Annotated in this window: 29 protein-coding genes; 15 read left to right on the top strand and 14 right to left on the bottom strand. The window is 63.1% G+C overall.

Features of this window, described 5'->3' with window-relative positions; translation table 11 throughout:
* Positions 1–59: 59 nt before the first annotated feature.
* Positions 60–653 carry a DTW domain-containing protein gene (locus LIX93_RS07145; protein ID WP_226503311.1) on the bottom strand — a complete coding sequence of 198 codons (594 nt, stop codon included), beginning with the start codon at positions 651–653 and terminating at the stop codon, positions 60–62.
* A 263-nt stretch (positions 654–916) separates the two neighbouring features.
* Between LIX93_RS07145 and LIX93_RS07140 the strand changes: the two genes are divergently transcribed.
* From LIX93_RS07140 to LIX93_RS07130, 3 genes are all read left to right on the top strand, one after another.
* Positions 917–1,282 (top strand): YajD family HNH nuclease, encoded by a 366-nt coding sequence (locus tag LIX93_RS07140; RefSeq protein ID WP_226503310.1) that lies wholly within the window; start codon positions 917–919, stop codon positions 1,280–1,282.
* Between the two features lie 89 nt (positions 1,283–1,371).
* A complete protein-coding gene (locus LIX93_RS07135; protein WP_226503309.1) occupies positions 1,372–1,842 on the top strand; it encodes an RNA methyltransferase in 471 nt (156 codons plus the stop codon).
* Between the two features lie 76 nt (positions 1,843–1,918).
* Positions 1,919–2,290, top strand: coding sequence for a DUF2892 domain-containing protein (locus tag LIX93_RS07130; RefSeq protein WP_226503308.1), 372 nt, complete (start codon positions 1,919–1,921; stop codon positions 2,288–2,290).
* 81 nt (positions 2,291–2,371) lie between these two features.
* On the opposite strand, the gene LIX93_RS07125 is transcribed toward LIX93_RS07130, so the two are convergent.
* A complete protein-coding gene (locus tag LIX93_RS07125) occupies positions 2,372–2,821 on the bottom strand; it encodes a YcgN family cysteine cluster protein (protein WP_226503307.1) in 450 nt (149 codons plus the stop codon).
* A gap of 306 nt (positions 2,822–3,127) precedes the next feature.
* Between LIX93_RS07125 and LIX93_RS07120 the strand changes: the two genes are divergently transcribed.
* Complete coding sequence (locus LIX93_RS07120) at positions 3,128–3,721, top strand: nitroreductase family protein (protein ID WP_226503306.1); 594 nt, start codon at positions 3,128–3,130, stop codon at positions 3,719–3,721.
* A 120-nt stretch (positions 3,722–3,841) separates the two neighbouring features.
* Here the strand turns inward: LIX93_RS07120 and LIX93_RS07115 are convergent, their stop codons facing one another.
* The 5 genes from LIX93_RS07115 to LIX93_RS07095 all read right to left on the bottom strand — a co-directional run bounded on the left by LIX93_RS07115 (position 3,842) and on the right by LIX93_RS07095 (position 7,599).
* Positions 3,842–4,774, bottom strand: coding sequence for a D-2-hydroxyacid dehydrogenase (locus LIX93_RS07115; RefSeq protein ID WP_226503305.1), 933 nt, complete (start codon positions 4,772–4,774; stop codon positions 3,842–3,844).
* A 200-nt stretch (positions 4,775–4,974) separates the two neighbouring features.
* Positions 4,975–5,268, bottom strand: coding sequence for a YcgL domain-containing protein (locus tag LIX93_RS07110; RefSeq protein WP_226503304.1), 294 nt, complete (start codon positions 5,266–5,268; stop codon positions 4,975–4,977).
* A complete protein-coding gene (gene rnd / locus LIX93_RS07105; protein WP_226503303.1) occupies positions 5,265–6,398 on the bottom strand; it encodes a ribonuclease D in 1,134 nt (377 codons plus the stop codon). The genes LIX93_RS07110 and rnd overlap by 4 nt, the downstream gene beginning before the upstream one ends.
* A gap of 71 nt (positions 6,399–6,469) precedes the next feature.
* Positions 6,470–7,090 carry a hypothetical protein gene (locus LIX93_RS07100; RefSeq protein WP_226503302.1) on the bottom strand — a complete coding sequence of 207 codons (621 nt, stop codon included), beginning with the start codon at positions 7,088–7,090 and terminating at the stop codon, positions 6,470–6,472.
* A gap of 143 nt (positions 7,091–7,233) precedes the next feature.
* Entirely contained in the window at positions 7,234–7,599 is a 366-nt protein-coding gene (locus tag LIX93_RS07095) for a 5-carboxymethyl-2-hydroxymuconate Delta-isomerase (RefSeq protein ID WP_226503301.1), read from the bottom strand.
* A 162-nt stretch (positions 7,600–7,761) separates the two neighbouring features.
* Here LIX93_RS07095 and LIX93_RS07090 point away from each other — a divergent pair, with 162 nt between their 5' ends.
* Positions 7,762–8,019 carry a DUF465 domain-containing protein gene (locus LIX93_RS07090; protein ID WP_226503300.1) on the top strand — a complete coding sequence of 86 codons (258 nt, stop codon included), beginning with the start codon at positions 7,762–7,764 and terminating at the stop codon, positions 8,017–8,019.
* A 119-nt stretch (positions 8,020–8,138) separates the two neighbouring features.
* Here the strand turns inward: LIX93_RS07090 and LIX93_RS07085 are convergent, their stop codons facing one another.
* The 7 genes from LIX93_RS07085 to rutR all read right to left on the bottom strand — a co-directional run bounded on the left by LIX93_RS07085 (position 8,139) and on the right by rutR (position 15,115).
* Positions 8,139–9,065 (bottom strand): ABC transporter permease, encoded by a 927-nt coding sequence (locus tag LIX93_RS07085; RefSeq protein WP_226503299.1) that lies wholly within the window; start codon positions 9,063–9,065, stop codon positions 8,139–8,141.
* Positions 9,065–10,216 (bottom strand): ABC transporter permease, encoded by a 1,152-nt coding sequence (locus LIX93_RS07080; protein WP_226503298.1) that lies wholly within the window; start codon positions 10,214–10,216, stop codon positions 9,065–9,067. The genes LIX93_RS07085 and LIX93_RS07080 overlap by 1 nt, the downstream gene beginning before the upstream one ends.
* Positions 10,209–11,723 carry an ABC transporter ATP-binding protein gene (locus LIX93_RS07075; RefSeq protein WP_226503297.1) on the bottom strand — a complete coding sequence of 505 codons (1,515 nt, stop codon included), beginning with the start codon at positions 11,721–11,723 and terminating at the stop codon, positions 10,209–10,211. The genes LIX93_RS07080 and LIX93_RS07075 overlap by 8 nt, the downstream gene beginning before the upstream one ends.
* Positions 11,720–12,745: a BMP family ABC transporter substrate-binding protein gene (locus LIX93_RS07070; RefSeq protein ID WP_226503689.1), complete on the bottom strand. Its 1,026-nt coding sequence runs from the start codon at positions 12,743–12,745 to the stop codon at positions 11,720–11,722. The genes LIX93_RS07075 and LIX93_RS07070 overlap by 4 nt, the downstream gene beginning before the upstream one ends.
* 112 nt (positions 12,746–12,857) lie before the next feature.
* Positions 12,858–13,244, bottom strand: coding sequence for a VOC family protein (locus LIX93_RS07065; protein WP_226503296.1), 387 nt, complete (start codon positions 13,242–13,244; stop codon positions 12,858–12,860).
* Positions 13,244–14,257, bottom strand: coding sequence for a 2-oxoglutarate and iron-dependent oxygenase domain-containing protein (locus tag LIX93_RS07060; protein WP_226503295.1), 1,014 nt, complete (start codon positions 14,255–14,257; stop codon positions 13,244–13,246). The genes LIX93_RS07065 and LIX93_RS07060 overlap by 1 nt, the downstream gene beginning before the upstream one ends.
* A 243-nt stretch (positions 14,258–14,500) precedes the next feature.
* Entirely contained in the window at positions 14,501–15,115 is a 615-nt protein-coding gene (rutR, locus tag LIX93_RS07055; protein ID WP_226503688.1) for an HTH-type transcriptional regulator RutR, read from the bottom strand.
* Positions 15,116–15,631: 516 nt separating this feature from the next.
* Here rutR and rutA point away from each other — a divergent pair.
* The 10 genes from rutA (at position 15,632) to hutH (ending at position 24,343) form a co-directional block, all read left to right on the top strand.
* Positions 15,632–16,714, top strand: a complete 1,083-nt coding sequence (rutA, locus tag LIX93_RS07050) for a pyrimidine utilization protein A (protein WP_226503294.1) — start codon at positions 15,632–15,634, stop codon at positions 16,712–16,714.
* The gene (gene rutB / locus LIX93_RS07045; RefSeq protein ID WP_226503687.1) at positions 16,714–17,439 is read left to right on the top strand and encodes a pyrimidine utilization protein B; all 726 of its coding nucleotides are present in this window, start codon (positions 16,714–16,716) and stop codon (positions 17,437–17,439) included. The genes rutA and rutB overlap by 1 nt, the downstream gene beginning before the upstream one ends.
* Before the next feature lie 18 nt (positions 17,440–17,457).
* Positions 17,458–17,841 carry a pyrimidine utilization protein C gene (rutC, locus tag LIX93_RS07040; RefSeq protein WP_226503293.1) on the top strand — a complete coding sequence of 128 codons (384 nt, stop codon included), beginning with the start codon at positions 17,458–17,460 and terminating at the stop codon, positions 17,839–17,841.
* 51 nt (positions 17,842–17,892) lie between these two features.
* The gene (gene rutD / locus LIX93_RS07035; RefSeq protein ID WP_226503292.1) at positions 17,893–18,672 is read left to right on the top strand and encodes a pyrimidine utilization protein D; all 780 of its coding nucleotides are present in this window, start codon (positions 17,893–17,895) and stop codon (positions 18,670–18,672) included.
* A gap of 13 nt (positions 18,673–18,685) precedes the next feature.
* On the top strand, positions 18,686–19,210 hold the full coding sequence (gene rutF / locus LIX93_RS07030) for an NADH-dependent FMN reductase RutF (protein WP_226503291.1): 525 nt from the start codon (positions 18,686–18,688) through the stop codon (positions 19,208–19,210).
* Positions 19,211–19,526: 316 nt separating this feature from the next.
* Positions 19,527–20,390: a transporter substrate-binding domain-containing protein gene (locus tag LIX93_RS07025; protein WP_226503290.1), complete on the top strand. Its 864-nt coding sequence runs from the start codon at positions 19,527–19,529 to the stop codon at positions 20,388–20,390.
* Between the two features lie 95 nt (positions 20,391–20,485).
* Complete coding sequence (locus LIX93_RS07020; protein WP_226503289.1) at positions 20,486–21,202, top strand: ABC transporter permease subunit; 717 nt, start codon at positions 20,486–20,488, stop codon at positions 21,200–21,202.
* 15 nt (positions 21,203–21,217) lie between these two features.
* A complete protein-coding gene (locus LIX93_RS07015; RefSeq protein WP_226503288.1) occupies positions 21,218–21,961 on the top strand; it encodes an ABC transporter permease in 744 nt (247 codons plus the stop codon).
* Positions 21,962–21,977: 16 nt separating this feature from the next.
* Positions 21,978–22,769, top strand: a complete 792-nt coding sequence (locus LIX93_RS07010; protein WP_226503287.1) for an ATP-binding cassette domain-containing protein — start codon at positions 21,978–21,980, stop codon at positions 22,767–22,769.
* A complete protein-coding gene (gene hutH / locus LIX93_RS07005; protein ID WP_226503286.1) occupies positions 22,766–24,343 on the top strand; it encodes a histidine ammonia-lyase in 1,578 nt (525 codons plus the stop codon). Before LIX93_RS07010 ends, hutH begins: the two co-directional genes overlap by 4 nt.
* The last annotated feature ends 7 nt before the right edge of the window (positions 24,344–24,350 follow it).

Genomic DNA, 24,350 nt, shown 5'->3' with positions numbered 1-24,350 from the left:
TCGCAAAGGCTCAAGGTCATCAACGCCGGACGCTCCCACGGGAGGCCGCTCACGTTGCCTCAGCGCTCGTGGTTACGTGAAAAGGTCTCGGCACCCATGGCTTCGATCTGCCCTTCGATCAAGCGTTCGAACGGCGCCAGCAACGGCGCGAACGACTGCGGTGACTCCAGGGTTTCGAGCGCCTGGGTGATCGCCTCCAAGGTCGATAACGCCCCAGGGGCAGGTGCCTTGCGCAACCGATAGCGCGAGGTGGCACCCGGGGCCAACGTCACCCGTGGCAAGCTCGCCAGCAGCGGATTGAGATGCAGCAGCTTGCGCGCCTTGCGCCAGGTGCCATCCGGCACCACCAGCAGCCAAGGCTGAATGTCGTCGGCATTGTGGCTGATTACCTCGGCCTCTTCGCCGGGGAACAGCAGCCGCGCCTGATAACCGGGCTGATTCAACCAGGCCGCCAGATCATCGAACACCTCGCCCACGACCAATTGCGCCTGCTGCAAGCCCAAGGCTGCCAGCCGCGCAGTATTCAAGGCATGATCGACTTCGCTCGGATGCTGCAGGATCAACACCTTCGTGCGACTAGGCAGGCTGGGGATCAATGCGCACAGGCAATGGCTTTGCGGGCGCTGGCAGCGCTCGCAGCGGGCTCGGGACATAGGTTGCGGTGCTTTCGAGTAATCGGATGGGCATTATAGCTCTGTCGGCTGCACCACCGCTTTCGCGGGCGAGCCTTGCCCACAGCGTTGACCGGACCTGAGCCTTGCACCTGTGGGAGCAAGGCTTGCCCGGGGAAGCGCCAGTGGCGGCACCATCAAGTTGACGCGCTGACATATCTGCAAACCACTCGACCCACGCTTCCCTCTGCACAAAAAGCGCTAGAATGCCCACCTGACCGTCATTATCCCTTTGAGGTGAACCCATGAGTTCGTCCACCCCCCACACTGCCAAGCTCGACCGCATCCTCGCCGACGCCAAACGCGACAAAGAGATGGGCTACCGCGACAAGGCGCTGAAAATGTACCCCCACGTGTGTGGCCGCTGCTCACGGGAATTCGCTGGCAAGCGCCTGAGTGAGCTGACGGTTCACCACCGCGATCACAACCACGACAACAACCCGCAGGATGGTAGCAACTGGGAGCTGTTGTGCCTGTTCTGTCACGACAATGAACACTCGCGTTATACCGATCAGCAGTATTTCGCCGACGGCTCGCTGCAGTCGCCCAAAGCCGCCAAGGTCACCCACAACCCCTTCGCCGCCCTCGCCGACCTGATGAAAAAAGACTAGCGTCCACCCACGCGCGCCAACCGCTGGCGCTCGGCATCCCGGCAGCAAGCGCTTATACTTCGCGTTTTTTGGCAGAAGGTCACAGACACGTGGCGAACAAACGTTACAGCTGCATTGGTCTGTTCAACCCCAAATCACCAGAAAACGTCGGCTCGGTGATGCGCGCTGCCGGCTGCTATGGGGTCAATTCGGTGTTCTACACCGGCCAACGCTACGAGCGCGCCCGGGATTTCGTTACCGACACCAAGCGGGTGCACTACGATATCCCGCTGATCGGCATCGACGATCTGCAAAAGATCATCCCGCTGGGCTGCACACCGGTGGCCGTCGAGCTCGTGGACGGCGCCCGGCCACTGCCGGAGTACACCCATCCGGATCGCGCCATCTACATTTTCGGCCCTGAAGACGGCAGCCTCGACCAGAGCGTGCGCGACTGGTGCGAAGACACCATCTACATTCCCACCACCGGCTGCATGAACCTCGCGGCTACTGTGAATGTGGTGCTATACGACCGTCTGGCCAAGGGCCTCAACACGCGTTCAGGGCCAAAATTCAAGTAAGCCGATGGAACAGCCGCCGGGTTTGATAGTCAGCTTAGTATCCGCCCCTTCCGGGGCCTCGATCTGGAGAGTGATCATGAGCGACAGTAAAACCCTGAATCTGGTCAAGAGCGCCCCCCTGCAACCTGCGCCCGAGCATAACGTGCAGGGCTGGGAGCGCGCGGGCTCCATCCTTGTGGGTGTGGCATCGGTGGTCAAAGGGGTGCGCCGCGGCGGCGTATTCGGCCTGGTCCAGCTGGCCATCGGCGGCGTCGCCCTGGCGCGGGGCTTCACCGGCCACAGCCGCATCAAAAGCGTGATCGAGAAAAGCCGTGAAGACATGGACGGCGTTCGTGCGCAGATCGAACGCGCTGGCGCCCAGCTGTCCAAACTCAAGGACAATGCCGTGGCAGCGACCGAGTCGGCCACCATTACTGGCAACGATTCGCTGAAATCGCCCAAGGCCTGATCGGGTCTTGCTGCAACGAGGGGCCCTGCGGCGCCCCTCGGTTCACCCGCCAAGCGCTTATCCCAGCTTATCCCATCCGCCTCATCCCGCCCGAAAGATCAGATAATCTTCCCAGTCGTCCTCAGGCACGCTGCCTTCCGGCTGCATGCGCCCCGACTGCGAGATCCGCTGCTTGTGCACTTGCTCGCGATCGCCGCACACCAGGTGATGCCAGAGTGGCAAGTCCTTGCGCTCGCTGACCAGACGATAGCCACAGGTGGGCGGCAACCACTTGAACTCGTCGGCCTGGCCTGGCGTCAGCTGGATGCAGTCAGGCACGAAAGCCTTGCGCTGCGGGTAGTTGGTGCACTGGCAGGTTTTCAGGTCGAGGAGTTTGCAGGCGATGCTGGTGTAGAAGACGCTGTGGTCGTCCTCGTCTTCGAGTTTTTGCAGGCAGCACAGGCCACAGCCATCGCACAATGACTCCCACTCAGCCGTATCGAGCTGATAGAGGGTCTTGCGGATCCAGAAGGGTTCGACTTTCGCGGCCATGATGCAGATCTCGAGTAAGAGTATGAAGCGCCGGCCAGTCTATTGTGCGGCGGGCGCAGGTCAAGTGCCAGTGACCGATGGCGCTTGTGTGCAAGGTTACTGGCCCCCTTCGCGGGCAGGCCTCGCACCCGCAGATGTACCACTCGGGTTCGGCTTGCACTGTAGGGGCAACGCTTGCCCGCAAAAGAGCCCTGCGACCGGCACGATCAGGAGCGATAGTTACTTGTCAGCCACGCGCTATCGCAGTAATTTTGCGGACCGGATATTTTCGTACTCATTCATTCCATCCTTTATCAGGAACGCCAGATGAGCTCTACGCCACGTATCGCCGAACACGAAATCCACGAGCACTTCATCAACCGCTGGTCGCCACGCGCCTTCACCCCCGAGGCCATCGACGAGAAAACCCTGCTGAGTTTTTTCGAAGCCGCCCGCTGGTCGCCATCGGCCTATAACTCGCAGCCTTGGCGTTTTCTCTACGCGCGTCGTGATACGCCGAACTGGGAGCGCTTCCTGGGCCTGCTCAACGAATTCAACCGCGGCTGGGCGCAGCACGCCTCGGCACTGGTGATCGTCGTTTCCAAGACCACCTTTACCGCTCCCGGCGCCACCGAAGAGTCGCCAGCGCTGTGGCACACCTTCGACACTGGCGCGGCTTGGGCCCACCTGGCGTTGCAGGCCAGCATCAGCGGCTGGCACACCCACGCCATGGCCGGTTTCGACCAGGACAAAACCCGCGAAGAGCTGAAGGTGCCAGAAGGTTACGACCTGCACGCCGCCGTGGCCATCGGCAAGCTGGGCGACAAGTCGACCCTGGCTGAATACCTGCAAGCTCGTGAAACGCCAAGCCCGCGTCTGCCGCTGAGCAAGCTGGCCGCGGAAGGCGATTTCAGCCTGTAAACAATGGCCTGGCTTGCACCGATCCCTGTGGGATCAGCCCCGCTCGGGAAGGCGTCAGACTAGACACCGCAGCGCCTGATTCGAGCAGAGCTCGCTCCCACAGAGATCCAGCACGCGGGTTCAATACCCGCGATCGAAGTCCACTTCCCCGCGTAACGGCTGCTCAGCCTGGTACGCGCGCAGATTCTCCACGAACAACCCTACCATCGCGCGTGGCGAGGTCGGGGCGGCGCTGTGGCCGGTCAGCAGCAACCCCCACGCAGTCCAGAACGGGTGCTGTTGCGGCAGTGGCTCCTGGCGGCAGACATCGATCACCGCGCCGGCCAGATGGCCGACCTTCAATGCTTCGACCAGATCCGCATCAACCACGGACACGCCACGACCCACATTGATGAACAACGCCTGCGGATTGAACTGGGCGAACAGCGCCGCGTTGTACAGGTCGTGAGTCTGCTCGGTGTTGGGCAGCAGATTGATCACATAGTCGGCCTGAGCCACCATCCGCGGAAGCTCGGCCAATGGCGCGATCTCGACGAACGGCGCCTGCTCCCGGGCACCACTGGCGATGCCGTACAGCTCGACGCCGAACGGCTGCAAAAACCGCGCAACGCTGGCGCCGATGTCGCCCACTCCGACGATCAGCACCTTGCGGCCCTGGATGCTGGCATTGAGGCGCCCGTCCCACTTGCGCTCGACCTGGCTGACCAAGCGGGCCAGCACTTCACGCTCATGGCCCAGCAGATAGGTGAGGACATATTCAGCCATGACCTGGCCGAAAATACCGACCGCGCGCGTCAGACGATACTGTCGCGGCAAGCCATGGGCCAGCAGCGGCGTGATCCCCGCCCAGGTGCTCTGCAGCCAGGCGGGTTTATGGCCCTGACGCAGCAGCGAAGCCATGAGGTCGGGTTGCCCCAGCCATACCGGGCAATCACTGGCGAGACGCGAGAGCGCGGCAGAGTCACCGCTGGTGAGGACGTCGAGGTCCGGGGCAGCCTCTTGCAACAGCCGTGCGTAGAGGGCATGTTCCTGTTCTGCGATCAGAACGCGCATGATGTTTAAAACCTTGAAGAATCAGAACGGTAGCGCGCGCAGGATACACGCGCGCAATGCCGCTTACAGTGAAATTGTTGAGAACTTGCCAGCCATGCAGGCCCCTTCGCGGGCAAGCCCGGCTCCCACCCTGTGGGAGCAGAGCTCGCTCGCGAAGGGGCCATTCGCATCATCCCGACGAGGTGGGAACAACGCCGATCTCACATCGGGTCGTTGCGGCGTAGCAGCTCTTCGGGCAGGTGCTCGATGTACTCGTCTTCGGCCGGCGGCATCTGCAGGTGATAGCCCTGGGTGTCGAGGTGTTCGAGCACCAGGTTGATGTCCTCGCGGGCCAGAGCGCGCTCGGGGCTCAACACCAGGTCGAACGCGTGCACCGGTTTGCCGAATACCGTCAGCAGCCCTTCGGGAATGCGCTCCAGAGCGTCGCTCTTGAGGACATAGAGGTACATTTCGTTCTTGCGCGGGCTTTTATAGATGGAACAGATGCGTTTCAAGGCTGATCTCCAGCGTTGGCCAGGCTGTCGAGCAGCGCCTGGCCCATACGTTCACGGCGCCAGCCGCGCAGCGAATCGGGCAGTTGGTAAGGTCCCGCGGGGTAGCCGCTCTTGAGCAGGGCTTCGAGGGTTTTCTTGCGCAGCATCAGTTCAGGGGCGATGTTCAAGCGCTCGCCTTCTGCCTGGCCGATGGCACGCAGTCGCTTGAGGATGGCCGAGGCCTCGATGGGCAGCGGCTCGGGCAAGGGTTCAGGCCATTGCTCGGGAGGTAGCTGCGCGGCGTCCTTGATCAGGCGCAGGATGAACTCGCCGTCATGACGCACGCTGCGCGGGTGCATGTCTTCGATCTTGCCCAGCGCCGACAGGTTGTCGGGCTGGGTCTTGGCCAGCGGCCACAAGGAGTTTTCACGCAGAATACGGTTGCGCGGCACGTCGCGGGCACGGGCCTCGCGCTCGCGCCAGGTGTAGAGTTCGCGCAGGACCGCCAGTTGCTGCGGGGCCAGTTTCCAGGCCAGCTTGCCCTCGCGGTACACCTCGCGCGGGTCGATTTCGCGGCGCAATTGCGCAACCAGTTCGGCTCCGTCTTCCAGCACCCAGGCGTATTTTTCGTCAGACAGTTGCGGTCGCAGGCTGCGGAAGACTTCGGCCAGGTGCACCGCGTCTTCGGCGGCGTAACTGACCTGGGTGTCGGACAGCGGGCGCTGCAGCCAGTCGGAGCGGGTCTCGCCCTTGGGCAGTTCGATGTCGAGCACCGCCTGCACCAAGCGCGAATAGCCCATCGAAAAACCCAGGTTGAGGTAGCCGGCGGCCAGTTGGGTATCGAACAGGGGTGCGGGCAGGCTGCCGGTCAGGCGCAGCAGGACTTCGAGGTCTTCGCTGCACGCGTGCAGGACCTTGATCACCGCGGGGTTTTCCAGCAGTTGCGCCAGGGGCTGCCACTGGCTGACAGTCAACGGGTCGATGAGATAAGCACTCTGGCCGTCGCCGACCTGGATCAAACCGGCGATCGGGTAAAACGTGTCGACCCGCATGAATTCGGTGTCGACGGCTACGAATGGCAGGCTCTGCCACAGGGCGCAATGCCGGGCGAGGCTGTCGTTGTCGCGGATCCAGTGAATGTCGATAGACACAAGGCTCTCCCTTGAATAATGGCGCGCAGTATATATCGATGCGAGAGCCTGCTGGGGCATTAACTCGGCAATCAGGACTCCGGCGGTTCACGCCAGGGCGGCGTCAGGTGCGGACGCTCGGCGCCGGACAGCGAAATGGCGAAGTGGTTGAGCAGGTGTTCGGCGGTGTACTTGGGCAACGACGCGGCGATCATCATCAGCATCAAGCCGGCCGCCAGGGCCGGCGTCGCCAGTCGGCGCACCTCGAACTGTTCGAGGCGGCGCAGGAACAACCAGGCCCCCACCGAGCCGACCAGCGCACCGGCCACCGCTTCAGACAACGGATGAATGACCGGTGCCACGCATTTGACCGCGAACCACCAGGTCCACAGCGTAGCGCCAACAGCGACCGGCCACCGCCAGCGTGGATCGATCTGCCGCGCCAGCAGGCTGAGGGAGACGATGACCACCAGCGAGGTGTTCATCGCGTGGCCGCTGAGCACAGCGATATCCAGGGTCTCGAAACCGATGCCCCAGCCCTTGAAGGCAATCTTGCTGACGCCCACCAAGGTATAGGCGATGGCCAGGGTCAGCAGCCATTCCAGGCCGACGCGCCGGCAACTGGCCACCCACAACCATACTGCCACGACGATGGCTGCGGGAAACATCACGGTAATGCCACCGTATTGACCAATCTGCCAGCCGAAATCCACTGACTATTCCTCTTGCATAGGTTGTCGATGCCACTGGCCTCTTCGCGGGCAAGCCGAGCTCCCACAAATGTACGGCGCAGGCACCGTGCACTGTGGGAGCGACGCTTGCTCGCGAAGACGCCCTTGAAACGTGCACATCACCTTCAGGACTGCAGCCGCTCCTTGCCATAACTCTCGCGCTGCATATCGACGATCTCCACCCCGAACTGAATGTCGACCCCCTTGGGCCAAACCGCCGCCTCTTTCAGCACCGCGATCAGGGCATCGGACAGGTGCTTCTTGGTCTCTGGCGAGCGCCCGGCCAGCAACGCCAGCTTGGCGTACAAAAAGCCGCGCTCGCCCGGCGCAGTCCCTACTCTGAAAGTCTGCAGTTCCAGGGCGCGGCTCTTGATATCGGCTTCGTTGGCGATCTGCCCGGTGGCCATCAATGCGTGATTGAGGCGCAGCAACAAGGCGTCGACATCGGGCAGCGGCAGGTTGCGGGTGTATTCGAGGTGAAGATGCGGCATGGCGGTCCCTGCATTCGAAGGTGAGAGATGGTTGGGGTGACGTTGGTCACAGCATACACAACCCCAAGGGAACGATCCGAGTGAAATACGGGGTCCAACGCTCAATCGTGACTATTCTCAGGTGGCGATATCCCCCTCAACCATCCCGTGGAGGTAAACGAGATGCCAGTGAAGCACAATCTGTTCGAAGACCTGAAACTCAGCAAGGAAGAGGTCGCCAAGCACAGGCAGACCGATGCCCTGCTCAATAGTCTGCTCGACGAATACGAAAGCATCGATGCCGAGGTGGTGCAGGCCGAGGCCAACGCTGCAGCGGACGACACGGTCAGGAAGCTCAAGGAAAAACGCTTGCTGATCAAGGACAGGATCGTTCAGCGACTGGAGAATCCAGGTACTCGTGGGGCGGCGAAGAACCTCTAGCGGCGGATGTGTGTTGGATTTACCGGCCTCTTCGCGGGCAAGCCTTGCTCCCACAATGCAAACAGCTCCAGGGCCGTACACGTGTGGGAACAGGGCTTACCGCGAAAGGGCCCGCGGCTTCATCGCCGTTCTTCGCGAATGAACGGCTCGCCCAGCGCCCCTGGCTGACTGCCCGACTGGCGCTTGCCCATGGCCACCCAGATCATCACCAGCAAGGTCACCGCATAGGGCGTCATCTGCACGAAATACTGCGGCAAGCGCACGCCAGTGGCGGCCAGCTGCGGAATCAACGCCTCGATGCAGCCGAACAGAATCGCGCCCGCCAGCGCCCGCCATGGCGACCAGCGCGCGAAAATCACCAGCGATACCGCGATCCAGCCCCGGCCGCCGGTCATGTCGGCGATCCACATCTTGGTGCTCAGCACCGAAATATAGCCCCCCGCCAAACCGATCAGCGCGCCGCCCGCCAGAATCGCCGCCAACCGGTAATTGAACACCGAAATCCCCGCCGCGTCGGCCGCCTGGGGATTCTCGCCCACGGCCCGCAAGCGCAGCCCGCCCTGAGTGCGCTCCAGAAACGCCACCACTGCCAAAAAGATCAGCCCCGTGAGGTACACCACCGGGTTCTGCACGAACAACTTGCCCACCAGCGGCAGCTCCGACAGTGGCCAGAGATGCACCGCCGCCAGGCCACTGACCGGGTGGTTGGTCCACTCCAGCAAGGTGCCGAGCAAGCCGGTCAGGCCCTGACAGAAAAACACCAGCGCCAGCCCCGCGATCACCTGGTTGATGCGCAACACGATCACCATCAACGCGAACAGCAGCGATACCACGCTGGCCGCGAGCATGGCCATCAGCAGCGAAATCATCGGCGTGCCGAATTTCATCTGCGCACCGATCCCGGCCAGCGCGCCGACCAGCATCAGCCCTTCAGCACCCAACGCCAGCACCCCGGCCCGCTCGGTGATGATCAAACCCAGCGCAGCCAAAGCGAACGGCACGGCGAAGTCCGGCGAGTTGCCCAGCCAGTTGGCGATCAGGTCCATCACAGTTCTCCGCTTGGGGCGTCACTGCCCTGGATACGCCGCATGCGGTGGCGAATGAAAAAGTCCGACGAGGCCACGCAGATCACCAGGATCGCCTGGATCAGTTGCACCATCGAAAACGGAATCTGATAGAACACCTGCAGGCTGCGCCCGGTGACGAACAGCATGGCCACCAGCAGTGCAACGAGGGTCGCCGCCAGCGGGTTGTTGCGCGCCAGAAAAGCAATCAAAATCCCGGAGAAACCGTAGCCCTGATAGAACGCCTGAGTCAGACGCCCTTCCTGCCCGGCCGTGACCATGAACCCGGCGATGCCCGCCAGCGCCCCGGACAACAACACCGTGCCAACGATCATCTTGCGCACCGGCACGCCGACCGCGCCGGCCACCCGCGGGTTGGCGTCGACGAAGCGCAGGTACAGCCCGGCCCGCGAGATCCCGATGAACCAAAGCGCCAGCAGCGTGACTACCAAGGCCAGCACGATGGCGGCATTGAAGCCATCGAACAGATCCGGCAGGCGCTCGAAAGCCCGGTAGGGCGGCGAATACGGAAAGTTGTCGCGCGGGTCCTTCCAGCTGCCGTACAGCAGGTGCAGGAGGAAGTTGGCGGCGATGTAGTTGAGCATCAGCGTCGAGATGATCTCGTTGACCTTCAGGCGCAACTTCAGCAGCACCGGCGCTAGCGTCCAGAGCATGCCGCAAAGCATCGCCACCACCAGCATCAGCGGCAGGCGCAGGCTGTCCGGGCCGATGTCGAACAGCGACACCGCCGTGGCGCCAATCCCGCCCCAGATCATCTGCCCTTCAAGGCCCAGGTTCCAGAAGCGCGCGCGAAACGCCATGCAGCCGGCGAGGCCGACCATGATCATCGGTGCCGCCTGAAACAGCACCGCCTTGAAGTTCTGCGGATCGAGCACCGTGAGCACCACGAACTCGTCGAGCAACTGCGCGGCCGGCACGCCAGCGCCGATCAGGATCGCCGCACAGATCGCCAGGCCGACCACCAGCGCCAGGGCGATGATCAGCGCCTGCCAGCCCCAGCCCAGTTGCTGGCGAATTTCCAGGGTGTAGCGCCGCGCCAGCCAGGGCTGACGCGCACCTGCAGCGGCCGGGGCGCCCGTATCGGGAGAAGCAGCCATCGTTGTCTCAGTCATGACTCACCATGGCCCGACCAATCGCCTGGCGATCGGCAGGGCGTTCGAATTGCGCGACGATACGGCCGCCGTTCATGACCCCGATGCGGTCGGCCAGGGCCAGCACTTCATCGAGGTCTTCGCTGATCACCAACACCGCCGCGCCAGCATCGCGGGCGGCGCGCAAACGCCCGTGCACCGCTTGCGTGGCGCGCACATCCAGGCCACGGCTGGGGCTGTGCACCAGCACCAACTGCGGCTCGCGGCTGAACTCGCGGGCGATCACCAGTTTTTGCGCATTGCCGCCCGACAACAGCGCGGCCTTTTGCTTGAGCGAGCGTACGCCCTGCACGTCGAAAGCTTCGATCGCGGCCGCAGCGTCCTCCTGCAACCGTTTACCGCGCAGAAAGGCAAAGGGCCCATAGCGCCCGCTGTGGATCTGGCCGATGCCGAAGTTTTCCGCCACCGACAGGCTGCCGGCCAGTGCCGCACCGTAGCGGTCGGCGGGAATCGAGGCGATGCCCAAAGCCCGGCGCGACTCGCTGCTGGCGGTGCGCAGGTCACCAAAGCCCTGCAAAAGGATTTCGCCCTCGGTCGCCTGCGCCAGGCCCATCAACGCATTGGCCAATTCGCTCTGGCCGTTGCCGCCGACCCCGGCGATGCCGTAGATCTGCCCGGCGTGCAGGGTCATGTCGATACCGCGCAAGGGCCCCTGCCCGGCCGGGGAGCGCAGATCACGCACCACCAGGCGCGCTTCGCCGGGGCTGGCGGCCTGATATTCGGCGGTAGGCGCGGACTCACCGACGGTCAGGCGCACCAGTTGCTCGATCGAAACACCTTGCGGGGCGAGCGTCTGCACCGTCCGACCGCCGCGCATCACCGTAACGCGGTCGGCATAACGTTTGACGTCGGCCATCTTGTGCGTCACCAACACCACTGCCGCGCCTTGGCGAGCGAACGACTGCACGGTCGCCAGCAGGCGTTCGGCCTCCTGATCGGTGAGCACGGCGGTGGGCTCGTCGAGAATCAGAATGCGCGCCCCGGCCATCAACACCTTGAGGATTTCCACACGCTGCTGCTCGGCGACCGACAAGGTCTCGACGATCTGCCGCGGGTCGATGGCGAAGCCCAACTCCGCCGCCTTGGCGGTGATCTGCGCTTCGAGGTGTTTGAGGCGCTTGCTGTAGCTGCCAGCGCCGGGCTCGGCCGGCAAGCCGAGGATGATGTTCTGGGCCACGGTAAAGGGCCGCACCAGCTTGAAATGCTGGTGCACCATGCCGATCCGATGCCCACTGGCATCGCTCGGGCCCTTGAGCCGCACCGGGTTGTCGTTGATCAACAGCGATCCGCTTTCCGGCGCATACAGACCGGCAGCGATGTTCATCAGCGAGGACTTGCCCGCGCCGTTCTCGCCGAGCAACGCATGCACCTCGCCCCAGCAGGCGGTAAAACTGGCATCGCTCAGCGCCTGGAAGCCATCGAACGACTTGTTGATGCCGGTCAGCTGAATCGCGTTGATCTGGCTCATTGCTGGGAGATCACTCCCTTGACGAACCAGTCCATCTTCCACAAGTCCGGATCGGCCAGGTGCTGACCGGCGGCGATGCGTTCCTTGCCATCACGGTCGCTCATCGGCCCGCTGTAGATCAGCAGTTCGCCCTTGAGCAGCTTGTCGCGCGCAGCCATGATTTTCGCCTGATCGGCGGCGGAGATCTTGTCGCCGGGTTTGAGCGCGATGTCGGTACCGCCCTGCTGCATCGACAGCAGCGCGCCATTGGCTGGCGGCACCCAGTTGCCGGCGATGATTTTTTTCAATTCAGGGCCGAGGAAGCGATCCCACACCCACACCGACGAGCACACCGTGGCCTTGGGGGCGAACTCGCTGAGGTCGCGGTGATGGCCGGTGCCGAGCACGCCGCGTTCCTGAGCGACGATCTGCGGTGTCGGGGTGTCGACGTGCTGGCCGATCACATCGGCGCCGCTGTCGATCAGCGCCATGCTCGCGGCGCGCTCCTTGACCGGGTCGTTCCAGGCACCCGTGAAAATCACGTTGACGGTGGCCTTGGGGTTGATCTGCAAGGCGCCCAGTTCGTAGGCGTTGACGGTCCAGTTGACCTGGCCGAAGGGGTTGGCGGCGACGAAGCCCAGCTTGCCGGTTTTCGACGCGGCGCCGGCGGCCATGCCACACAGGTACTGGCTCTCGTAGGTGCGGCCGTAGAAGGATTCGAGGTTCGGCGCATTGGTGGTACCCGAGCCGTTGAGGAAGGCCACTTTCGGGTATTTTTTTGCCAGTTCCAGAAAGGTGTCGGAGTAGCCGAACGCAGTGCCGATGATGACGTTGGCGCCACGGGCGATCAGGCGGTCGACCACGGGGGTGATGGCGGCGGCGTTTTCCGGGACGCTTTCGACGTACTGGATCTTGGTGTCGAGGTCTTTTTCCAGCTTGACCCGAGCTTCGTCGAACGCCTGGGTCCACCCGCCGTCGTTGCGCGGGCTGATGTACACCATGGCGATCTTCGCTGGTTTTTCCAGGGTCAGGCCTTCCGCCATCGCGCCACTGGCCACCCCAAGGCCGATTGCAACCGCCACAGCATTTTTACGAAATCCGTTAAGCATCGAGTCTATTTCCTGATGGTTGGACAGCGAAGGCAATTACCGGCATTCAACCCATGAAGTTGATGCGGAATACGTTTTGTTCGGGATCGAGCAACACCGCCTGATACCAGTGGTAGTAAGTCTGGTAAGGCGCCTTGACCAACGTCGCCCCACTGGCCACGGCCAGGGGTACCAGGCGATCCACTTCGGCCTGGCTGGCGACGTCGATGTTGAGCAGGAACCTGGCGCCGGTGCTGCCGGCGAACTGTTCCAGACCCAACAATGCATAAGCCTGGGGAGCATTGAAGCCGATACACGACTTGCCCGTGTCGAGGCCGCGAAAGATCGGCGAACGGATCGCCTGGATCTCCTCGAAGCCGAACAGCTGCGCATAAAAACCGCTCAGCGCTTCGATGTCCTGGGCGAAAACATTGACGTACGAGAGGGTATTCATCACGCCACCTTGCTGCCGCCGAAAGTAGTCTGCTTGACGAACTTCGCCAGCAAGTGATCGCCCGAGGTCACCGCCGCATGACGCGGCACGCTACCCGCGGGCAGGCAACCGGGGAGGCATTCGATCAGGGTGTCGTAGTTGGGCTGGTGAAAGAACACCAGCGACTGGCGGCGGTTGTCGGTGGCGCTGGCCAGCGGCGGATTGACCACGCGGTGCAGCGTGGAGATCCACTCGTCGTTGGTCCACTGCATCATCAGGTCGCCGATATTGACCACAAAGCCGTCGGCCACATAGGGCACGTCGACCCACTCGCCCTGGCGGTTGCGCACTTGCAGGCCACCCAGGGCGTTGTCCGGGCGCACGATGGTCAGGCTGCCGTAATCGGTGTGGGCACTGGCGCGCATCTGCCCGGCCTCGACCTCGGTCTTGATGTCCGGATAGCTGAGGCTGCGGAACATGCTGATGTGGCGGTCGATCTTGTCGTCGAAAAAATGCTCGTCGAGATCGAGCGCCAAGGCGAACAGGCGCATGAGCGACTGCGCCAGTTCGCTCATGGCGCTGAAGTATTCGCGATAGGCACGCTGGAAACCCGGCAGCAAATGCTCGGCCGGCCACACGTTGGGGGCGAAATGCGGACCGGCGACGGCGTTGTGGTAGTAGTCATCGGCGGGCACGTCGCTGGGGCCGATGGAGAAGGATTCCTTGAGGTCGCCCGGCGCGCTTTCTTCCAGCGAATACGACAGACTTTCCTCGGCGACTGCACTGTAACCGCGCACCATCTCGGGGCTGGGGCGATCGACCTTGCGCTTTTCAGCCAGGGGCATGTCGAAGAACGCGCGGGTCTGCGCGGACACCCGCTGGATCAACTCGGCCGGGATCTGGTGCTCGGTGATCACCAGAAAACCGATGTCCTTGCACGCCTGGCGCACGGCCTGTGCCACGGCGGCCTTGCCCTCGGGCTGGCCGGAGAAGTATGGAGCGAGATCGATGATGGGCACGTATTGCAGGGTCATTCGACAATCCTCTCTCTTGATGCAACGTGGACGATGCACCGGGACACCCGGCAGAGTTGGTGTCCGGAGAAAAGCAGAAACTGTGCCACTCTCTAAATAGTGATCTGTATCAGATGGTTAGTTATTTTGGCGGATCAAATGGTCTGAAATAGAGCACTTGGTTCGTGCATGGGAGCACGAAAAGCGGGCGGTGTTTGTATCGAGGTTACCCGCACCGGCCCCTTCGCCGCCAATCCCCCTGATTCAGCGCGGCCGAATACCGTTCAGAATCAAACCCTGCAGATTCTCCAGCACCTCATTGAAGAACAGCGGATCGTCCAGCGTCTTGCCCGTCACCGCGTCGATCTGCGCGCGGAAGTCAGCGTAATGCTGGGTCGTCGCCCAGAGCGAAAATATCAAGTGATGCGGCTCGACCGGCGCCAGCTTGCCGGCATCTATCCACGCCTGAATCACCGCCACTTTGGCTTCGACGATATCGCGCAGCGGCTGCTCCAGCTCGGTCAGCAATAACGGCGCGCCCTGGATGATCTCCAGGCAGAACAGCCGCGATTCGGCCGGATGATCGCGAGACAACTCCAGCTTGACGCGGATGTACTCGCTGATCGCCTGGACCGGATCCTGGTCGACGCTGAAGCCGCGCAACGGCAGCAGCCAGACTTCCAGCAACTGGCGCAGCACACTGATGTAGAGCTCTTCCTTGCTGCTGAAGTAATACAGCAGGTTGGTCTTCGACACGTCGGCCATGCTGGCGACCTGGTCGAGGCTGGTGCCGTGCAGACCGAAGCGGGAAAAGATCTCCAGCGCGGCCTCCAGAATGGCTGTGCGCTTGCCCTCGACTAGCCGCATGCGCCGGCTCACCGTGGTGGCGCTGGGTTCGCGCGGGGTCTTTGCGACCTTGGCTGAAGCGGCGGGCCTGGCTTTTGCGGCGGGCTTGGCAGTGCGCGAGGCAGGCGTCTTGGGTTTGGGCGCAGGGGGTTTGGGCGCAGGCGCGCTTTTAGCCACGCCGGACTTGATCTTGCGAGTGCCGGCTTTGCCAGCATCCGATGCCTTGGCAGGGGTTTCGTTATTCACGTCGATGACCATTTCCAGCTGGAATACCCGCGCACTCTAACCCGAGCGCAGCGGCGGCGACATCCTCGGGCTGGTATTGATACCCATCACGCCCAAATTGCCCCATTGCTGTGCAGCACGCACAAACCAAGTGCTCTAGTTCAGACCAAATGGTCCGAAACAAACCTGAAAATTATACAAGCCATTGTTTAATAACAGATTTAAAAAACTGGCCTGCTTAATGCTTTGTGTCTCTCGTCAATCGCCTGCTGCACCAGAGGCGCCTTAAATCGAACGAAGCACCGTATCAAAGAGGCCACGCACATGGACATTGGCATTTTCATCCCGATCGGCAACAACGGTTGGCTGATCTCGGAAAACGCACCGCAATACATGCCCAGTTTCGAACTCAACAAGCAGATCGTGCAAAAGGCCGAGCACTACGGCTTTGAATTCGCCCTGTCGATGATCAAGTTGCGCGGCTTTGGGGGCAAGACCGAGTTCTGGGAGCACAACCTTGAATCCTTCACCCTGATGGCCGGCCTGGCAGCGGTCACCAGTCGCATTCAGCTGTTCGCCACCGCCGCCACCCTGACCCTGCCGCCGGCGATCGTCGCGCGCATGGCGGCGACCATCGACTCCATCTCCAACGGCCGCTTCGGCGTCAACCTGGTGACCGGCTGGCAAAAGCCCGAGTACGAGCAGATGGGCCTGTGGCCCGGCGACGAGTTCTTCTCGACGCGCTATGACTACCTCGCCGAATACACTCAGGTGCTGCGCGACCTGTGGACCACCGGGCACAGCAACCTGAAGGGCAAGTACTTCACCATGGACGACTGCCGCGTCAGCCCGCAGCCCCAGGCCGACATGAAGATCATCTGCGCTGGCCAGAGCGAAACCGGCATGGCCTTCTCGTCGCAGTACGCGGACTACAACTTCTGCTTCGGCAAGGGCGTCAACACCCCCACCGCCTTCGCCCCGACCGCTGCCAAGCTGGTCGAAGCCAATGCCAGGACCGGGCGCAACGTCACCGCCTGCGCGTTGTTCATGATCATCGCCGACGACACCGATGACGCCGCCCGCGAGCGCTGGGAATTCATCAAGGCCGGTGCCGATCAGGAAGCCATCGCCTGGCTCGGCGAAAAAGGCGCCGCCGATCAGAGCCCGGGCTCGAACATGCGCCAGATGGCCGACCCGACCTCAGCGGTGAATATCAACATGGGCACCCTGGTGGGCTCGTGGGCCTCGGTGGCACGCATGCTCGATGAGGTCGCCACCGTGCCCGGCACCCAGGGCGTGATGCTGGTGTTCGACGACTTCATCAAGGGCGTCGAGGACTTCGGCAGCAAGATCCAGCCCCTGATGCACTCGCGCCAACACATCAATACCTTGCAGGAGTCCGCATGATGAATGCCCCCGTTTCCGGTTACAGCCTGCCCCAGGACAGCCAGCCCACCCGCACCCTGCCCGCACGCCCGGAGGCCCTGAGCCTGAAGGCCAGCGAAACCGCGCTGGTGGTGGTCGACATGCAGAATGCCTATTCCAGCCTGGGTGGCTACCTGGACCTGGCCGGCTTCGACGTCAGCACCACGGGCCCAGTGATCGCCAATATCCAGAAAGCCCTGACCACCGCTCGCGCTGCCGGCATGCCGGTGGTGTTCTTCCAGAACGGCTGGGACCCGGAATACGTCGAGGCCGGCGGCCCCGGCTCGCCCAACTGGCACAAGTCCAACGCGCTGAAAACCATGCGCTCGCGCCCTGAGCTACACGGCACGTTACTGGCCAAGGGCGGCTGGGACTATGAGTTGGTGGACGAGCTCAAGCCGCAGCCCGGCGACATGGTGGTGCCCAAGACCCGCTACAGCGGCTTTTTCAACACCAACTTCGACAGCCTGATGCGCAGCCGCGGCATTCGCAATCTGGTGTTCACCGGCATCGCCACCAACGTGTGCGTGGAATCGACCCTGCGCGATGGGTTTTTCCTCGAGTACTTCGGCGTGGTGCTCGCCGATGCCACCCATCAGGCTGGCCCGGCATTTGCTCAACAGGCCGCGCTGTTCAACATCGAGACCTTCTTCGGCTGGGTCGCCAGCGTCGATGACTTCTGCGCCACCTTTACCCCTCAAGACTGATCATCAAGGAGTGTGACCATGAGCAAGAAAGCAATCATCCCTGCCGGCACCGGCGTGCCCATCGCCCCGTTCGTGCCGGGTTCCATGGCCGACGGCATTCTGTACGTGTCTGGCACCCTGCCCTTCGACAAGGACAACAACGTGGTGCATGTAGGCGATGCCACCGGCCAGACCCGCCACGTGCTGGAGACCATCAAAGGGGTAATCGAGACCGCCGGCGGCACGATGGACGACGTCACCTTCAACATGATCATGCTCCGCGACTGGGCCGACTATCCGAAGATCAACGCGGTGTACGCCGAGTACTTCGCCGGCGAAAAGCCCGCGCGCTACTGCATCCAATGCGGCCTGGTCAAACCCGAGGCGCTGATCGAAATCGCCAGCATCGCCCATATCGGCTAAAGCGCCCTCTTCCACCTGGACGGGCCCTGAGGGCCCGCACTGGAGCCTTGCATGTATCACGAAATTCTCGGTCGCCAAGACGCCGCTGCGCCGACCCTGGTGCTCAGCTCGGGCCTGGGTGGCTCGGCACGTTTCTGGGGCCCGCAATTGCCGGTGCTGACCGATCACTATCGCGTGGTGGTCTACGATCAGGCCGGCAGCGGCCGCAGCCCGGCGACATTGGCGGATGATTATTCGATCGCCGATATGGCCCGCGAACTGCTGACGCTGCTCGATGGCATCGAAGTGCAGCGCTGCCATTTCATCGGTCACGCCCTGGGTGGGCTGGTCGGCCTGCAGTTGGCCCTGCAGCGCCCGCAGTTGCTGCAAAGCCAGGTGCTGATCAACGCCTGGAGCAGCCCCAATCCGCACAGTGCACGCTGCTTTGCGGTGCGCAAGAACCTGCTGCGCGACAGCGGCCCGGCGGCCTATGTGCAGGCCCAGGCGCTGTTTTTGTATCCCGCCGACTGGATCGCCGCCAACAGCGCGCAATTGGCCGAGGACGATGCCCATGCCCTGGCGCACTTCCCCGAGCCACAGAATTTGCTCAAGCGCATTGCCGCGTTGCAGGGCTTCGATGTCGAAGCGCACTTGAGCGCCATTCAAACCCCGACCCTGCTGATCGCCAACCGCGACGACATGCTCGTGCCATGGCAGCGCTCCCAGCATCTGGCGGATGCATTGCCTAACGGTGAACTGGCACTGCTCGAATACGGCGGCCATGCCTCCAGCGTCAGCGATCCAGCCACTTTCAATCGCGTTCTACTGGACTATCTCACGCGTCAGGCGTGAGGGGAGCCTTGTCATGCAAGCGTCAGAATCAACGCCGTTTATTCAGGAAGTCGTAACCCGCGACGATTTTCGTCACGCCATGGCCGGCCTGGCAGCAGCGGTCAATGTGATCACCAGCGATGGCCCTGGCGGACGCGCGGGCTTTACCGCCACGGCGGTGTGCAGCGTCACCGACGATCCGCCCACCTTGCTGGTGTGTCTGAACCGCTCGGCCTCGGTGCATGCGGCGTTCAGCGCCAATGCTACGCTGTGTGTGAATACCTTGGCCCACGGTCAACACGAGCTGTCCAATCTGTTCGGCGGCAAGACGGACATGACCGAGCGTTTCGCCGCCGCGCAGTGGCACACCTGGGTAACCGGGGCGCCAGTGCTGGAGGGTGCGGCAGCGTCGTTCGATTGCCGAGTCAGCAAGACGGTAAGCGTGGGCACCCACGACATCCTGTTCTGCGAGGTGGTGGCGCTGGAACGCCAAGGCGCGGCTGCGGGACTGGTGTATTTCGATCGCCAGTACCATGGGGTGACTGCCCGGCCGGTTTGAGGACCGACGCGGATTGGGCGCCGACTCGGCGGCAACTCTGCGTCGAAGTAGCGCCGACCTAGCACCGGCTTAGCGCCGGCTTAGCGCACCAGCAGGTAACACTTGGTCATAAAGCCGCTCCGAAAGTGCACACGCGCGCAGCTTCAGCATTGCGCAGGCAAGGCATCGCACCGCGGCAAAACAATGTGAAACAACGAGTTAGGAGTTTGTCCAACGCCCGGGCGATTCTGGCCTTTTAATTGCTAGTACTTGTATGTACAAGCATAGGGGACTCAGTCATCCCCTTACAACCAGACCAATAATCAGGGCGGGACACATGACACATTCCAGCAAAACCGGTTGGTTTACAGCAGCTACCCTGGGCGCCGCGCTGATGGCGTTCCTGCCGATGGCGCAGGCCAAGGACTGGACCAGCGTCAACATCGCCACCGAAGGCTCCTACGAGCCGTGGAACCTGACCCTGCCCGGTGGCAAGATCAGCGGCTTCGAGCCGGAATTGATGGATATTCTCTGCCAGCGCATGAAGCTCAAATGCAACATCGCGGTGCAGAACTGGGACGGCATGATCGCCAGCCTCAACGCCGGCAAGTTCGATGTGCTGATGGACGCCATTGTCATCACTGACGAGCGCAAGCAGGTGATGGACTTCTCCATCCCCTACGCCAGCACCCCGGCCAGCTTCGTTGCCCTCGATGCCAAGGCCCTCCCCGGCACACCGGGCGAGGCCGCCGCCCTGACCCTGGGTACCGACAGTGCCAAGACCAGCGCTGCGATGGCCAGCGTCAAGGCAGCGCTCAAAGGCAAGACCATCGGCATCGCTTCGGGCACCGTCTACACGCCGTTTATCGACGAGCAGTTCAAGGACATCGCCACCGTGCGCGAATACGGTTCGTCCGCCGAAGCGGTGCTCGACTTGCAAGCCGGTCGTATCGACGTGGTGTTCGACGACGTGACCTTCCTCAACTCGCTGATGGCCAAGGACGAGAACAAAGGCCTGGCCTACACCGGTCCGGAAATCAAAGGGCCGATCTTCGGCGACGGCGAAGCCCTGGGCTTTCGCAAGCAGGACGCCGACCTCAAGGCTCGGTTCGACGCAGCCCTCAAGGACGCCCTGGCCGACGGCACGGTGAAGAAGCTCAGCGAGAAGTGGTTCAAGGTCGACCTGACACCCAAGTCCTGAGTCGCCCTGGCGCCTCGCCAGCCCTGTGCTGGCGAGGCAGTTCCTCGGCTCGCCCACGTTTGGGTGCATAGCCAGCGCCCTGAGAGGCAACCCTGATGAATATCCTGCAACTGCTCAGCTTCGGTGATACCGGTTGGGGCATGGCCCTGCTCAAGGCCGCCGGCATGACCATCCTGCTGACGTTCGCCGCGCTGTTGGTCGGCGCGGTGTTCGGCAGCCTCGTGGCTGCCGCCAAGCTGTCACGGCGGCGCAGCCTGCGCTGGCTGGGCGACCTGTATTCGATCCTGTTCCGCGGCATTCCCGAGTTGCTGGTGATCTATCTGTTCTATTTTGGCGGCGCCAGCGTGGTGTCGGCGGTGGGGCATTGGTTTGGCGGCGAAGGCTACATCAATGTGCCGCCGTTCCTGGTCGGCGCCCTGGCGGTGGGGCTGATCTCCGGGTCATACCAGGCCGAAGTGTTTCGCGGTGCGTATCTGGCAGTGGCCAAGGGCGAGCTGGAGGCTGCCTTGGCGATCGGCATGAGCACGGCGATGCGCTTTCGCCGGGTGCTGGTGCCGCAGGTCATGCGCTACGCATTACCGGGCCTGGGCAATGTGCTGCAGATGAGCCTCAAGGACTCGGCGCTGATTTCGGTGATCGGCCTGGTGGAGCTGATGCGCGCCAGCCAGGTGGCTGCCGGTTCGACGCGCCAGTACTTCACCTTTTACATCGTCGGGGCGGTGCTCTACCTGATCCTGACGGGCCTTTCGGGTCGGCTGTTCGGCTTTGCCGAAGCCCGCGTACGACGCACCCAGCGTCGCCAGATCCCCTGACTGCGGACGCCTGCCATGATCGATTTCACCTTTCTTGCCGACACCATGCTCAAGCTGCTGGCGGCATTGCCGACCACGCTGACGTTGTTCTTCACTTCGCTGGCGCTGGGCCTGACCTTGTCGCTGGGTATCGTCAGCCTGCGGGTCAGCCGCTGGCCGCTGCTCAGTTACCCGGCACGCTTCTACATCATGCTGTTTCGCGGCACGCCGCTGCTGATCCAGATGTTCCTCATCTACTACGGCCTGGGGCAGTTCCCGGCCATCCGTGACAGTTTCGCCTGGGTGGTGCTGCGCTCGCCCTATGGCTGTGCGGTGGTGTCGCTGGCGCTGTGCACCGCCGGCTACACCGCTGAGATCATCCGCGGCGGCCTGCTTAGCGTACCTCACGGCCAGATCGAAGCAGGCCTGGCCATCGGCATGTCGCGCTGGACGCTGCTGCGCCGGATCATCGCCCCGGTGACACTGCGCCAGGCCCTGCCGGCGTATTCCACCGAGGCCGTGTTGCTGGTCAAGTCCACCGCATTGGCGAGTCTGGTAACGGTGTGGGATGTGACTGGCGTGGCCCAGCAGATCATCCAGCGCACCTACCGGACCATGGAAGTATTCGCCTGCGCGGCGGTGATCTACCTGCTGCTCAATTTCCTGATCGTGCGGGCCATTGGCTGGCTCGAGCATCGCCTGACGCCGCATCTGCGCGAGCGCCCGCATGGCCCGGGCGCCGCGCTCGCCACCGACACCGCCAGCCCCTCCCCCGAATAAATCACCTGGAGCCCTCATGAATACGCCTTCATCGGCCGCATTGTCGGTCGCCAACCTGCAAAAGTCCTTTGGCCAGGTGCAGGTGCTCAAGGGCATCTCGCTGGAAGCGCACAAGGGCGACGTGGTATCGATCCTGGGCGCCAGCGGCTCGGGCAAGAGTACCTTCCTGCGCTGTATCAATCTGCTCGAAACCCCGGATGAAGGCAGCATCAGCCTCGACGGCGAGTTGATCGAAATGAAACGCCAGCGCGACGGCCGCCAAGTGCCCGGCAACAAGCGCCAGGTCGAGCGCATGCGCAGCCAGTTGGGCATGGTGTTCCAGAGCTTCAACCTGTGGTCGCACATGACCGTGCTGCAGAACGTCATGGAAGGCCCGCTGCGGGTACTCAAGCGTTCGGCGGCCGAGTGCCGTGAAGAAGCCGAGCAACTGCTGCACAAGGTCGGGCTGTTCGACCGCCGCGACTATTACCCGGCGCACCTCTCCGGCGGCCAGCAGCAGCGTGTAGCCATTGCCCGGGCGCTGGCCATGAACCCGCAGGTAATGCTGTTCGATGAGCCCACCTCGGCCCTCGACCCGGAACTGGTCGGCGAGGTGCTGCGGGTCATGCGCTCGCTGGCCGAAGAAGGCCGCACCATGCTGGTGGTCACCCATGAGATGGGCTTCGCTCGCCACGTTTCCAACCGCGTGGTGTTCATGGCCAACGGCGTGATCGATGCCCAAGGCAGCCCGGCAGAATTGTTCGAAGGCCTGCCCACCGAGCGCTTTCGCCAGTTCGTTTCCAGTCATCAACAGAGGAACGCCGAATGAGCGCGGTTCCCCTTGCTACGGATCCTAACGTGACCCTCCAGGACCCCACTTCCGCGCGTCCGGCTGCCAACAGCGCGCATTGCCCGCCGGTGCAACGCGGCGATCAGCCTCTTGATTGGCGCCAGGTCGTGGCCGTAGCGCGGCACGGTGCGCGGCTCGAACTGGCCGACAGCGTGTGGGCGCAGATCGCCAATGCCCGCGCCATCGTCGACCATATCGTCGAGCGCGGCGAGCGTGCCTACGGCATCAGCACCGGCCTGGGCGCCCTCAGCGATATCGCCTTGCAAGGCCCGCAGTTGGCCAAACTGTCGCGCAACACCCTGCTCAGCCACGCCTGCGGGGTCGGCCCGGTGCTGAAAGTCGAGCAGACCCGCGCGATCATCTGCGCCGCCATCAACAACTATGCTCACGGCCGCTCCGGCATCAGCCCGGCGGTGGTGCAACGTCTGCTGGACCTGCTCAACCACGACATCACCCCCTGCGTGCCGTCCCAGGGCTCGGTCGGCTACCTCACCCATATGGCCCATATCGGCATCGCCCTGCTCGGCATCGGCCAGGTGTCCCACGGCGGCCTGCTGATGAGCGCCGCCCAGGCGCTGGATCAGACGGGCCTCGCGGTGGTCGAACTGCAAGCCAAGGACGGCCTCAGCCTGGTCAACGGTACGCCCTGCATGACCGGCCTGGCCAGCCTGGCATTGGCTGATGCCAGCAACCTGGCGCAATGGGCGGATATCATCGGCGCCATGAGCTTCGAGGCTCTGCGCGGGCAGATCGACGCCTTCGACGAGGCCGTGCTGTCGCTCAAGGTGCATCCCGGCGTGCAGACCGTCGGCCAAAACCTGCGCACCCTGCTGGCGGGCAGCGAAGTCATCGCCAACAGCCGCGGGATCCGCACCCAGGACGCCATGAGCATTCGCTCCATCCCTCAGATTCACGGCGCCTGCCGTGATCAGTTCAAACACGCCGAGCGGCAGATCGATGCCGAACTGGCCTCGGTCACCGACAATCCGCTGGTGGTCGGTACTCCAGAGGCGTATCGCGTGCTGTCCCAGGCCAATCCCCACGGCGAATCGCTGGCCATGGCGGCGGACCTGATGTGCATTGCGGTCGCGGAGTTGGCAGGCGTGGCCGAGCGCCGTCTGGATCGGCTGATCAACCCGTTGGTCAGTGGCCTGCCGGCGTTTCTGGTGAGCCAGCCGGGGGTCAATTCGGGGATGATGATCACCCAGTATGTGGCGGCCGCGCTGGTCGGGGAAAATCGCCATTTGGCACAGCCGGCGGTGGTCGACAACTTCGTCACCTCGGCACTGCAGGAAGACCACTTGAGCTTGGGCACCGGTGCCACGCTGAAGCTGCTCAAGGTCATCGACAACACCACTCAGGTGCTGGCCATCGAGTATTTGCTGGCGGCGCAGGCGTTCGAGTTTCTTCAGCCGCAGCGTTTGGGGATGGGAACCGACCGGGCCTGGCGACTGTTACGCAGCGAGGTGCCGGCCTATGACGAGGATCGCTGGCTTGCACCCGATATCGAACGGGCCGCGCAGATGGTGCGGCGGCCGGCGTTTGAGTGGTGAATATCGA

The sequence above is a fragment of the Pseudomonas sp. MWU16-30317 genome (genome assembly GCF_020515695.1).
Lineage (GTDB): Bacteria > Pseudomonadota > Gammaproteobacteria > Pseudomonadales > Pseudomonadaceae > Aquipseudomonas.
The sequence above is the reverse complement of the archived record's forward strand: the minus strand, read 5'-3'. Positions and strand labels throughout refer to the sequence as shown.

Excerpts from the sequence above, each read along its gene's own strand:
- LIX93_RS07145 (WP_226503311.1), bottom strand. The coding sequence starts at position 653 with ATGTCCCGAGCCCGCTGCGAGCGCTGCCAGCGCCCGCAAAGCCATTGC.
- LIX93_RS07140 (WP_226503310.1), top strand. The coding sequence starts at position 917 with ATGAGTTCGTCCACCCCCCACACTGCCAAGCTCGACCGCATCCTCGCC.
- LIX93_RS07130 (WP_226503308.1), top strand. The coding sequence starts at position 1,919 with ATGAGCGACAGTAAAACCCTGAATCTGGTCAAGAGCGCCCCCCTGCAA.
- LIX93_RS07125 (WP_226503307.1), bottom strand. The coding sequence starts at position 2,821 with ATGGCCGCGAAAGTCGAACCCTTCTGGATCCGCAAGACCCTCTATCAG.
- LIX93_RS07120 (WP_226503306.1), top strand. The coding sequence starts at position 3,128 with ATGAGCTCTACGCCACGTATCGCCGAACACGAAATCCACGAGCACTTC.
- LIX93_RS07115 (WP_226503305.1), bottom strand. The coding sequence starts at position 4,774 with ATGCGCGTTCTGATCGCAGAACAGGAACATGCCCTCTACGCACGGCTG.
- LIX93_RS07095 (WP_226503301.1), bottom strand. The coding sequence starts at position 7,599 with ATGCCGCATCTTCACCTCGAATACACCCGCAACCTGCCGCTGCCCGAT.
- LIX93_RS07090 (WP_226503300.1), top strand. The coding sequence starts at position 7,762 with ATGCCAGTGAAGCACAATCTGTTCGAAGACCTGAAACTCAGCAAGGAA.
- LIX93_RS07085 (WP_226503299.1), bottom strand. The coding sequence starts at position 9,065 with ATGGACCTGATCGCCAACTGGCTGGGCAACTCGCCGGACTTCGCCGTG.
- LIX93_RS07080 (WP_226503298.1), bottom strand. The coding sequence starts at position 10,216 with ATGACTGAGACAACGATGGCTGCTTCTCCCGATACGGGCGCCCCGGCC.
- LIX93_RS07075 (WP_226503297.1), bottom strand. The coding sequence starts at position 11,723 with ATGAGCCAGATCAACGCGATTCAGCTGACCGGCATCAACAAGTCGTTC.
- LIX93_RS07070 (WP_226503689.1), bottom strand. The coding sequence starts at position 12,745 with ATGGCGGAAGGCCTGACCCTGGAAAAACCAGCGAAGATCGCCATGGTG.
- LIX93_RS07065 (WP_226503296.1), bottom strand. The coding sequence starts at position 13,244 with ATGAATACCCTCTCGTACGTCAATGTTTTCGCCCAGGACATCGAAGCG.
- LIX93_RS07060 (WP_226503295.1), bottom strand. The coding sequence starts at position 14,257 with ATGACCCTGCAATACGTGCCCATCATCGATCTCGCTCCATACTTCTCC.
- rutA (WP_226503294.1), top strand. The coding sequence starts at position 15,632 with ATGGACATTGGCATTTTCATCCCGATCGGCAACAACGGTTGGCTGATC.
- rutB (WP_226503687.1), top strand. The coding sequence starts at position 16,714 with ATGAATGCCCCCGTTTCCGGTTACAGCCTGCCCCAGGACAGCCAGCCC.
- rutC (WP_226503293.1), top strand. The coding sequence starts at position 17,458 with ATGAGCAAGAAAGCAATCATCCCTGCCGGCACCGGCGTGCCCATCGCC.
- rutD (WP_226503292.1), top strand. The coding sequence starts at position 17,893 with ATGTATCACGAAATTCTCGGTCGCCAAGACGCCGCTGCGCCGACCCTG.
- rutF (WP_226503291.1), top strand. The coding sequence starts at position 18,686 with ATGCAAGCGTCAGAATCAACGCCGTTTATTCAGGAAGTCGTAACCCGC.
- LIX93_RS07025 (WP_226503290.1), top strand. The coding sequence starts at position 19,527 with ATGACACATTCCAGCAAAACCGGTTGGTTTACAGCAGCTACCCTGGGC.
- LIX93_RS07020 (WP_226503289.1), top strand. The coding sequence starts at position 20,486 with ATGAATATCCTGCAACTGCTCAGCTTCGGTGATACCGGTTGGGGCATG.
- LIX93_RS07015 (WP_226503288.1), top strand. The coding sequence starts at position 21,218 with ATGATCGATTTCACCTTTCTTGCCGACACCATGCTCAAGCTGCTGGCG.
- LIX93_RS07010 (WP_226503287.1), top strand. The coding sequence starts at position 21,978 with ATGAATACGCCTTCATCGGCCGCATTGTCGGTCGCCAACCTGCAAAAG.
- hutH (WP_226503286.1), top strand. The coding sequence starts at position 22,766 with ATGAGCGCGGTTCCCCTTGCTACGGATCCTAACGTGACCCTCCAGGAC.